Genomic DNA, 10,338 nt, shown 5'->3' with positions numbered 1-10,338 from the left:
GATTTCGTTGGTTGCGCCGGGGGCGCCCCCTACCCCCCATTTCCCGCCCGGGCCCCCGCGGCGTTTTTGGGGGGGGGGGGCCCCGGAGGGTGTCGGGGTGCCTCAGGCGGCCTCGCCGACCTCGCGGGTCGACGGCACGGGCATCAGGCCCTCGCGCTGGCGCTTGCGGCCGAAGCGCGGCATGCCGAGGGTGATGAAGGCCTCCGCCTGCATCGCGGCGAAGCCGATCCGGGGCAGGTCCCGGGTGCTCGGGAAGACCAGGAAGCGCGGCTCCCACTCCGGCTGGAACTTGGCGTTGAACTTGTACAGCGACTCGATCTGGAACCAGCGCGACAGGAACACCAGCAGTCCGCGCCAGGCGCGCAGCACCGGGCCGGCGCCGATCCGCTCTCCGCGGGCCAGCGCCGAGCGGAACATCGCGAAGTTGAGCGACACCCGGCGGATGCCCAGGGCGCCGACCTCCTGGAGGGCGGCGACGATCAACAGCTCGTTCAGGCCCGGGTCGGCGGCGCGGTCGCGGCGCATCAGCTCCAGCGAGATGCCGTCCGGCCCCCAGGGCACGAAGTGCAGCACGGCCTTCAGGTCGTCCCCGCTCTCGCCCTCCTCCGGGGCCTTGTGGGCGGTGACCACCACGCAGTCGTCGTCCAGCGGGTCGCCGAAGCGGCCCAGGGCCATCGAGAAGCCGCGCTCGGTGTCGGTGCCGCGCCAGCGGGCGGCGGCGTCGGCGATCCGGAACTTCTCCTCGACGCTCAGCTCGGAGACCCGGCGCACCTTGCAGGAGTACCCGTTGCGCTCGATCCGCTTGACCATCTGGCGGACGTTGCGCATGGCCCGGCCGGAGAGCGAGAAGGTGCTGGTGTCGACGATCGCCTCGTCGCCCAGCTCCAGCGCGTCCAGGCCCGCCTCGCGGGTCCAGACCTCGCCGCCGACCTCGCTGCAGCCCATCACGGCCGGCACCCAGGCGTGCTCGCGGGCCTCGGCCATGAACACCTTGATCGCGCCGGGCCAGGCCTCGACGTCGCCGACCGGGTCGCCGGAGGCGAGCATCACACCGGAGACCACCCGGTAGGAGATCGCGGCCTTGCCGGTGGGCGAGAACAGCACGCTCTTGTCCCGGCGCAGCGCGAAGTAGCCGAGCGAGTCGCGCTCGCCGTGCCGCTTGAGCAGCTCGCGGACCTTCTCCTCGTCCTCGGCGGTGAGCTCCGGCTTGGGCTTGCCCGGGCGCAGCGCGAGGTAGGCGGTGGTGAAGGCGGTCAGCAGGCCCAGGCCGCCGAGCAGGTAGGCGACCAGGTCGGACATCCGCTCGTTGTTGTAGCGGACCGGCCCCTCGAAGCCGAAGAGGCCGTATCCGACGTGCTGCAGCCGCTCCAGCAGGGCCGGGTGTCCGACCTCGTACCTGGTCCGGGTGCTCACGATCAGCAGGCCGAGCAGCACGCTGAGGGTGCCCATCACGACCAGGTTGACCACCGCGACCCAGCGGGTGCGCGGGTCGGCCTTGGCGTAGAACTCGCGCTGGTGCACCAGCATCACGGCGAAGACCAGCAGCGAGACGACCGCCGGGCCGACCTGGTGCCAGCGCACGATGTGCAGCGCGGCGCTCAGCGGCAGCAGCACGCAGACCGCGCGCCAGGCCCGCCGCTTGCGCCGGCGCAGCGCGTGCGCCAGCGGAACCAGCAGGATGCCGACCATCAGCGTGCCGACCGCGGCCAGGCTGGTGGTGCCGCCCGGCAGCTGCCCGGCGAAGGTGTGCATCTTGGTGTGCCGGAGCTTGGGGAACACCGCGCTGGCGATGTCCACCAGCCCGATCAGCAGACAGGCGTAGCCGACCGCGCCGGGGAGCCAGGCCCTCGGGACGGCGGCCGCCTGGTTGCGCAGCGTCTGCAGGCCGCGCCGACGGCGCGGCGGCTGCTCGGGGCTCGGCTCAACGGACACGGGAACGCTCATGGAAGCTCAGCGTAGAGGCTGCGGTGCGGTGTCCGTTCACTCCGGGGGAGCACGTGTGATGGACCTTCATGCCTATTCCTTCATCAGGCAATGCGCATACCAAGGACCCGGAAAAGGACGGTAATCCGGGGCCGTGGGCGCGCTGCGGGTTGAGCCGGGGGTGGGAGCCGTGGGCCCGCCGCCGCGTGGCGGGACAGGACCCTCCGGTACGCGTTACGTACGGTGGACGCCGCATTCTAGGGCGCCGGTTGCCCCTGGTCTCCCCCCGCCCTCCCGTGCCGGCCCGGGCGCCCGGACAGCCTAGCTGCGGTGGCCCGACCTGACGGACCGCCAGACGATGAAGCCTGCACCGACAGCGTCCCACCGGAAGGCCGACGGCATGGAACTGACCAGCGAAGCGCTGGTGAACTCGCTGCTCGCACTGGGAGTGGTCGCCCTGGTCACCACGCTGTGGGTCTGGCCGCGGCTGGCCAGACAGCGTCCGCTCCCGGTACTCGGCCGGATCGGCCTGCTGACAGTCGTTCAAGTCTCGATCCTCGCGGTGCTGGCGCTGTCGGTGAACAACTCCTTCGGGTTCTACACCTCGTGGGACGACCTGCTCAACCCCGGTGGCGCGAAACTGGCACTGACCAGCAACGAGAACCACAAGGGCGGCACGCCGGTCTCCGACCAGCTGGTCCAGCCGACCAACGAGGGCGGTCTGGAGGGCGTCTCCAACCTGCCCAAGGGCGCGCCGGAGGAGGTCGGGAAGATCGAGTCGGTCCGGGTCAACGGCAAGGAGACCGGCTTCTCCGACCAGATGTTCGTCTACCTACCGCCCGAGTACTTCGACCCGAAGTTCGCCCTGGTCCGCTTCCCCGTCGTCCTGGCCCTGGCCGGCTTCCCGGGCACCACGCTGAACCTGCTCAAGGAACTGCCGCTGGTGCAGACCGCGGTCGAGCTGCAGCACTCCGGCAAGATGCCGCCGACCGTCCTGGTCCTGGCCCGCCCGGCGGTGGTCCCCGCCCGGGACACCGAGTGCGTGGACGTCCCCGGCGGGCCGCGCACCGAGACCTGGTTCGTCAAGGACGTGCCCGAGGCGCTGCACAGCGCGTACCGGCTCGGCCGCTCGGCCGGCTCCTGGGGTCTGTTCGGCTACTCCACCGGCGGCAGCTGCGCGATGCGCCTGTCGATGCGCTTCCCGGACGTCTACGGGAACGCCGCCGGCCTGCACGGCGACTTCACGGTGCGCCAGGACCAGTACACCGGCGGCGACCTCTTCAACGGCGACAAGGCGCTCACGCAGCAGCACGACCTCGGCTGGCGGCTGCAGAACCTCCCGGCCCCGCCGCTCAACCTGCTGGTGGTCTCCACCCGCAAGGAGGCGGACTACCCGCAGACCGTCCAGTTCGTCGACCAGGCCACCCAGGCCGCGGCGGCCAATCCCCGGTTCAAGGTGGAGTCGCTGTACCTGGACGACGGCGGGCACAACTTCGACAGCTGGACCAAGGAGCTGCCCGCCTCGCTGGAGTGGCTGGGCTCCCACCTGGGGTGACGGGCGAGGGGCCGGCGCGTCCGAGTGATGACCCGCCGGCCGGTCCCGTCCGGCCCGCGGCGAGGGGGGAAGTATCGCGACCGCCCGTCCGCCCCCGGCGGGCGCCGCCCCGGATCCGCGCAGGAGGCGCCGTGCGGTCACCCTCGGGGTGCACGCCCCCCACCTGTACGACCGGGTCTTCGGCTGGCGCCGGATGGTCACGCTGCGGGTGCCGGAGCGCCGCAACGCACTGGGCACCCCGGCTCCGCCGCACGCGGAGCACGAGGTGCCCTGAGCCCTTGCCGTCCGACCCCTTCTTCAGCGACCGATGATGAGGCTCATCGCCTCGGCCCGGGTAGCCGGGTCGCGCAGCTGGCCGCGCACGCAGGAGGTGAAGGTCTTGGCGCCGGGCTTGCGGATGCCGCGCATCGACATGCACATGTGCTCGCACTCGATCACGACGATCGCCCCGCGCGGCTCCAGGATCCGCATCAGCGCGTCGGCCACCTGGCTGGTCAGCCGCTCCTGCACCTGCGGGCGGCGGGCGTAGACGTCGACCAGCCGGGCGAGCTTGGACAGCCCGGTGATCTTGCCGCTGGTGGACGGGATGTACCCGACGTGCGCGACGCCGCGGAAGGGCACCAGGTGGTGCTCGCAGACCGAGGTCAGCTCGATGTCCTTGACCAGTACCATCTCGTCGTGGCCGAGGTCGAAGGTGGTGGTCAGGACGTCCTCGGGCTCCTGCCACAGGCCCGCGAATATCTCCTTGTACGCCCGCGCGACCCGGGCCGGGGTCTCCAGCAGGCCCTCGCGGTCCGGGTCCTCCCCGACGGCGAGCAGCAGCTCGCGAATGGCGTTCTCGGCCCGCTTCTGGTCGAAGGTCCCGACGGCGGGCGGACCGTCGAGCGTCACCGGGTCGATCATGCGGGCCTCGCTTACTCGTGGGAAGACTCTGGGGAACAGCACGGATGCCGCGCCTCCAGGGTACAAACCCTGGTGACGCGGCAACCATTCCCTACGGGGAGTGCCTGCGGGGAGGCCCCGGTCAGCCCTCCACGGGCGGCTCGGAGGCCGGCAGCGGCGGGAGCTTCACGATGTCCACCGGAGCGGTGTCGGAGGCGGCGGCGCCGTTGGTGAGCGCCAGCTCCTTCGGCGACTGCACCGGCGGCCGGGTGGACGGCGTGCGGCGGGCGGAGCCCGTCCAGGCCGGCCGGGCCGGGCGCTTGACGACCGGGGCGAAGATCTCGGCGATCTGCTCCTTGTTCAGGGTCTCCTTCTCCAGGAGCTCCAGGACCAGGTTGTCGAGCACGTCGCGGTTCTCGACCAGGATCTCCCAGGCCTCGTTGTGCGCGCTCTCGATGAGCTTCTTGACCTCTTCGTCGACCAGCCCGGCGACCTCTTCCGAGTAGTCGCGCTGGTGGCCCATCTCGCGGCCCAGGAACGGCTCCGAGTTGTCGGTGCCGAACTTGATCGCACCGAGGCGCTCGGTCATGCCGTACTGGGTGACCATGGCCCGCGCCGTGGCGGTGGCCTTCTCGATGTCGTTCGAGGCGCCGGTGGTCGGGTCGTGGAAGACCAGCTCCTCCGCCGCGCGCCCGCCCAGCATGTAGGCCAGCTGGTCGAGCATCTCGTTGCGGGTGGTGGAGTACTTGTCCTCGTCCGGCAGCACCATGGTGTAGCCGAGCGCCCGACCGCGGGACAGGATGGTGATCTTGTGCACCGGGTCGCTGTACTGGCAGGCCGCCGCGACCAGGGCGTGACCGCCCTCGTGGTACGCGGTGATCTTCTTCTCCTTGTCGGACATGATCCGCGTGCGCTTCTGCGGACCGGCCACGACGCGGTCGATCGCCTCGTCCAGGATGCCGTTGTCGATCAGCTTCTTGTCCGAGCGTGCGGTCAGCAGCGCGGCCTCGTTGAGCACGTTCGACAGGTCGGCGCCGGTGAAGCCGGGGGTGCGCTTGGCGACGGCCGACATGTCGACGTCGGGCGCGATCGGCTTGCCCTTCTGGTGCACCTTGAGGATGTCCAGACGGCCCTGGAGGTCGGGGCGCTCCACCGCGATCTGGCGGTCGAAGCGGCCCGGGCGCAGCAGCGCCGGGTCCAGGATGTCGGGGCGGTTGGTCGCGGCGATCAGGATCACGCCGCCCTTGACGTCGAAGCCGTCCATCTCGACCAGCAGCTGGTTGAGGGTCTGCTCGCGCTCGTCGTGGCCGCCGCCGAGGCCCGCACCGCGGTGCCGGCCGACGGCGTCGATCTCGTCGACGAAGACGATCGCCGGGGCGTTCGCCTTGGCCTGCTCGAACAGGTCGCGGACGCGGCTGGCGCCGACACCGACGAACATCTCGACGAAGTCGGAACCGGAGATCGAGTAGAACGGCACCCCGGCCTCGCCCGCGACGGCACGCGCCAGCAGGGTCTTGCCGGTACCGGGCGGGCCGTAGAGCAGCACGCCCTTGGGGATCTTGGCACCGACGGCCTGGAACTTGGCCGGCTCCTGCAGGAACTCCTTGATCTCGTGGAGTTCCTCGACCGCCTCGTCGGCGCCGGCGACGTCGGCGAAGGTGGTCTTCGGGGTGTCCTTGGTGAGCAGCTTGGCCTTGGACTTGCCGAACTGCATGACCCGCGAGCCGCCGCCCTGCATCTGGTTCATCAGGAACAGGAAGACCAGGACGATGATGACGATCGGCAGCATCGACAGCAGCAGGCTGACGAAGGTGCTCTGCTTCTCGGGACTGACGGTGTAGCCCTCGGTGAGGGAGCTGTTCCGGTCGTTCATCTGCGACTGCAGCTTGTCGGCGATCGCGACGCCCTGGTCACCGATGTACGAGGCCTGGAACTTGCTGCCGGACGGGGCCTTGCCCGTACCGGCGGGGGACAGCGTGGCGCCGTCCTTCAGCTGGATCTTGATCGTGTTCGAGTCGCCGGTGGTGATCTGCGCCGACTTGACGTTGTGCGCGTCGATCGCTGCGACGACCTGACCGGTGTCCACCGTCTTGTAGCCGTTCGAGTCCGAAACGACCTGCATCAGTACGATGACGGCGAGGACGGCCAGCACGATCCACATGATCGGCGCACGGAAGTATCGCTTGACGTCCATCCATGCGGGGCGTTTCCGCCCCGTCCCTCCTGCCACTCAACGGCGCCGTGTGGCTGTGGGCCGCGGCGCATCCGGTCGGTGCTCATGTGAAGAGCGGTTTATTGGACCGTACCGCAGTCGCACCCACCGATGGCGGGAGCACGGCGACACGGCTGTGCTTCTTTGTCCCCCCGTCCAACGGGCGGGAACAACCTACTGTTCCCGCCCGTAGCCCGAACGGGGCCCTCAGCCGCCGTAGACGTGCGGGGCGAGGGTGCCGATGAAGGGCAGGTTACGCAGCTTCTCCGCGTAGTCCAGGCCGTAGCCCACCACGAACTCGTTCGGGATGTCGAAACCGACGTACTTCACGTCGATCTCGACCTTGGCCGCGTCCGGCTTGCGGAGCAGGGTGCAGACCTCCAGCGAGGCCGGGCCGCGCGAGCCCAGGTTGCCCAGCAGCCAGGACAGCGTCAGACCCGAGTCGATGATGTCCTCGACGATCAGGACGTCACGGCCGGCGATGTCGGTGTCCAGGTCCTTCAGGATCCGCACCACACCCGAGGACTTGGTGCCCATCCCGTACGAGGAGACGGCCATCCAGTCCATGGTGACCTGCGAGTGCAGGGCGCGGGCGAGGTCGGCCATGACCATCACGGCCCCCTTGAGGACGCCGACGATCAGCAGGTCCTTGCCTGCGTAGTCCCGGTCGATGCGCTCGGCCAGCTCCAGGAGCTTGGCGTCGATCTCGTCCTTGCTGATGAGCACCTTCGCGAGGTCAGCGCCCATGTCGTTCTGGTCCACCGGGGATACGTCCTCAAACGTTCGGGGTCTGTGTGGCCGGCGGCCGGCTCCCCCGGGACATGCCTCGCCCTCAGTCGCCCTGCCGCCGAAAGACCAGCGTGCCACACCTACGGGTGGCCTCGACGCCCCCGGGTAGGTGCAGCGGCCCCTGGCCGCGCCATCCGGTGACCAGCAGGTCCACCGTCTCCAGGTGCCGGGCGAACAGGTCCCCGGCCGGGCAGCCCGCGCGCAGCGCGGCCCGGCGCAGCACCCGGCGGCGCACGGCGGGCGGCAGTTCGGCCAGTTTCACGGCGTCCAGGGCGCCCTCGCCGGTACGGAGGTCGCGTTCCGCCAGGGAGGCCCACTGGTCCAGGGCGTCGGCGTCGTCGCGGAACAGCCGGGCGGTACGGGCGAGCGCCTCCACCACGCCGCCGCCCAGGTGCTTCTCCAGCACCGGCAGCACCTCGTGGCGGACCCGGGAGCGGGTGTAGGCGGGATCACAGTTGTGGGGGTCGTCCCAGACCGGGATCGCCTGGGCGGAACAGGCCTGCCGGGTGGCCGCCCGGTCGAGCTCCAGCAGCGGGCGGCGGTAGCGCCCCTTCTGCGCGGGCATCCCGGCCAGCGAGCGCGAGCCGGAGCCGCGGGCCAGGCCCAGCAGCACGGTCTCGGCCTGGTCGTCCCGGGTGTGGCCGAGCAGCACCGCGATCGCTCCGTGGCGCTCGGCGGCCTCGTCCAGCGCGGCGTAGCGGGCGTCCCGGGCGGCGGCCTCCGGACCGCCGGAGCGGCCGACCAGCACCGGGACGGCCTCGACCGGGTCCAGGCCCAGCGAGCGCAGCCGCTCGGCCACCTGGGCGGCGCGGTCGGCGGAACCGGGCTGCAGGCCATGGTCGACGGTCACGGCGCCGACCCGCAGGCCGATCTTGGGGGCCTCGAAGGCGGCGGCGATGGCCAGCGCCATCGAGTCCGCGCCGCCGCTGACGGCGACCAGGACCAGCGGCGAGCCGGGGGCGGCCGGGGTGCGGGGCAGCCCGGAGGGGTGGCGGGCGGCGTTGCCGATGAGGGTGGTGCCGACGGCGGCGCCAACCAGCGGGGCCCCGGCCGGGCGTTCGCGGGGCTCGCGCACGGGCGCGGTGAAGGTGTTGCCGGCCTCGGCGGCGAGGTCGGTGAGCGTGCGGCGAACGGCCAGGCGTATCGCGGCGACGGCGGGGTGAGGGCCCACGGCGGACGACTCCTCGACGAGGGGGACAGGACTGCGGCGGGCGGCCGGGACCGCGCACCTGCATTGCGCCGCGTTACCGGGCGCTCACAGATGGTGGCAGAAAGCGGCGACCCGCTACGCCACCCGCGCCACCGGTACGACCACCGTCCCACGTTCGGGTGAATGGAGAAACGTATCTTCACCCACCATCTGCCCGATTGGACCACTCGTACGAGCGGGTTTGACCGCCACCGACCGGCAGCGGCCCCGCCGCGCGCCGGAATCGCCCGACCGGGGCGCCGGGGCGACCCGGGGCAGCCCGCGGCCCCCGGGAGGCTTCCTCAGCGGCCGACCCGGGCGACCCAGGCGGCCGGGTCGTGGATCTCGTCCTTGGTCGGCAGGGTGTTGGGGGACGTCCACACCCGGTTGAACCCCTCCATACCGACCTCCTCCACCACGGCCCGCACGAACACCGCGCCGTCCTGGTACTGCCGCAGCTTGGCGTCCATGCCCAGCAGCCGGCGCAGCACCAGGTCCAGCCGGTTCGCCCCGCGGTCGCGGCGCTGCTGGAACTTCTCCCGGATCTCCGCCACCGTCGGCACCACGGCCGGGCCGACCCCGTCCATCACCACGTCCGCGTGGCCCTCCAGCAGCGACATCACCGCCGTCAGCCGGCCGAGGATCTCGCGCTGCGCGGGCGACTGGACGATCTCCAGCAGGTTCCCCGCCGAGGCGCCCTCCCGGCCCTCCCGGTTGCCCGCCCCCGGAAGCCCGGCCCCCAGCGAACCCGCCGCGTCGCGCAGCCGCTCCAGCAGCGCGCCCGGGTCGACGTCCGTCTCGGCCAGGAAGGACTGCACCTCGGACTGGATGTGGTCGCGCAGCCAGGGCACCGCGGTGAACTGCGTCCGGTGGGTCTCCTCGTGCAGGCAGACCCAGAGCCGGAAGTCCGACGGGTCGACGTCCAGTTCGCGCTCGACGTGCACGATGTTCGGCGCCACCAGCAGCAGCCGCCCCGGCCCGGGGCTCTCCGGCCCCAGCCGCGGCTTGTCGAACAGCGCCGCCGGGCTGTCCGGCGCCTCCAGCGAGGGCTCGCCTGGGGCGAAGGTCTCGTACTGGCCCAGCACCTTCGTCGCCAGGAACGCCAGCAGCGCTCCGACCTCGATCCCGGTCGCCTTCTCCCCCACGGCACCGAGCACGCCCGCGGCAGGGCTGCTCGCCCGTCGTGCCTGCAGCTTGTCGACCAGCGGCTGGACGACCGTGCGGAAGCCTGCCACGTTCGCCCGCACCCACCCCGGGCGGTCCACCACCAGCACCGGCGTCGCGGCGGCGGCGGCCAGACTGCTCGACCGCATACCGGTGAACGCCCGCACGTGCTCCTCGGCCTCCAGCGCGTGCCGGCGCAGCTCGGCGACCACCGCCGCCGCCTCCGCGCGGCTCACCTCCGGCCCCGGCCGCACCAGCCTGGTCGCGGTTGCGACCGCGAGATTCCAGTCGACCATGTCAGCCCCGCCACTCGCGCTCGTCATGCCCTCACCGTACGTGTTCCCCACCGTCAACGGCAGCCACCCGTTACGAACACCCTGCCCGCCCCCGGGCCCCTCGAACCCGCCGCCGACGGCGGCGGCCCCGGGCGCGGCGAGCACCGCCCGGGCGGGCCACGACGCAGAAGGGCGGCCACCGGCACCGCGGCCGCCGGGCCACCGGGAAGGCGCGGGCGGGCCGCCGGCCACGGAGTCGCCCCGGGCCGCCGGCTCGCCCGCGCGCGAGCCGCGCCGATCACCGCAGCGGCCGGTCCGGCGGGGCGGCCCCGCGGGTCAACGGGCGCGA

8 protein-coding genes are annotated in these 10,338 nt (G+C 71.9%); 2 read left to right on the top strand and 6 right to left on the bottom strand.

The features are described from left to right. Positions 1-102: 102 nt before the first annotated feature. Positions 103-1,944: a phosphatidylglycerol lysyltransferase domain-containing protein gene (locus tag ACFV1W_RS00260; RefSeq protein WP_380411339.1), complete on the bottom strand. Its 1,842-nt coding sequence runs from the start codon at positions 1,942-1,944 to the stop codon at positions 103-105. 379 nt (positions 1,945-2,323) lie between these two features. Between ACFV1W_RS00260 and ACFV1W_RS00255 the strand changes: the two genes are divergently transcribed. Then, positions 2,324-3,478 (top strand): alpha/beta hydrolase, encoded by a 1,155-nt coding sequence (locus ACFV1W_RS00255; RefSeq protein WP_380411337.1) that lies wholly within the window; start codon positions 2,324-2,326, stop codon positions 3,476-3,478. Positions 3,479-3,626: 148 nt separating this feature from the next. Next, a complete protein-coding gene (locus tag ACFV1W_RS00250) occupies positions 3,627-3,752 on the top strand; it encodes a hypothetical protein (RefSeq protein WP_380411335.1) in 126 nt (41 codons plus the stop codon). Between the two features lie 23 nt (positions 3,753-3,775). Here the strand turns inward: ACFV1W_RS00250 and folE are convergent, their stop codons facing one another. The 5 genes from folE to ACFV1W_RS00225 all read right to left on the bottom strand — a co-directional run bounded on the left by folE (position 3,776) and on the right by ACFV1W_RS00225 (position 10,037). Next, positions 3,776-4,381 carry a GTP cyclohydrolase I FolE gene (folE, locus tag ACFV1W_RS00245; RefSeq protein ID WP_380411332.1) on the bottom strand — a complete coding sequence of 202 codons (606 nt, stop codon included), beginning with the start codon at positions 4,379-4,381 and terminating at the stop codon, positions 3,776-3,778. A gap of 121 nt (positions 4,382-4,502) precedes the next feature. Then, a complete protein-coding gene (gene ftsH / locus ACFV1W_RS00240) occupies positions 4,503-6,554 on the bottom strand; it encodes an ATP-dependent zinc metalloprotease FtsH (protein ID WP_380411329.1) in 2,052 nt (683 codons plus the stop codon). A 225-nt stretch (positions 6,555-6,779) separates the two neighbouring features. Further along, entirely contained in the window at positions 6,780-7,334 is a 555-nt protein-coding gene (gene hpt, locus ACFV1W_RS00235; protein WP_030059589.1) for a hypoxanthine phosphoribosyltransferase, read from the bottom strand. A 70-nt stretch (positions 7,335-7,404) separates the two neighbouring features. Continuing rightward, entirely contained in the window at positions 7,405-8,532 is a 1,128-nt protein-coding gene (gene tilS / locus ACFV1W_RS00230) for a tRNA lysidine(34) synthetase TilS (RefSeq protein WP_380411327.1), read from the bottom strand. 320 nt (positions 8,533-8,852) lie between these two features. After that, positions 8,853-10,037, bottom strand: a complete 1,185-nt coding sequence (locus ACFV1W_RS00225) for a zinc-dependent metalloprotease (protein WP_380411324.1) — start codon at positions 10,035-10,037, stop codon at positions 8,853-8,855. Between the last annotated feature and the right edge of the window lie 301 nt (positions 10,038-10,338).

The organism is Kitasatospora sp. NPDC059648 (assembly GCF_042734825.1).
Taxonomy (GTDB): domain Bacteria; phylum Actinomycetota; class Actinomycetes; order Streptomycetales; family Streptomycetaceae; genus Kitasatospora.
This window is presented reverse-complemented; position numbering and strand designations above follow the sequence as displayed.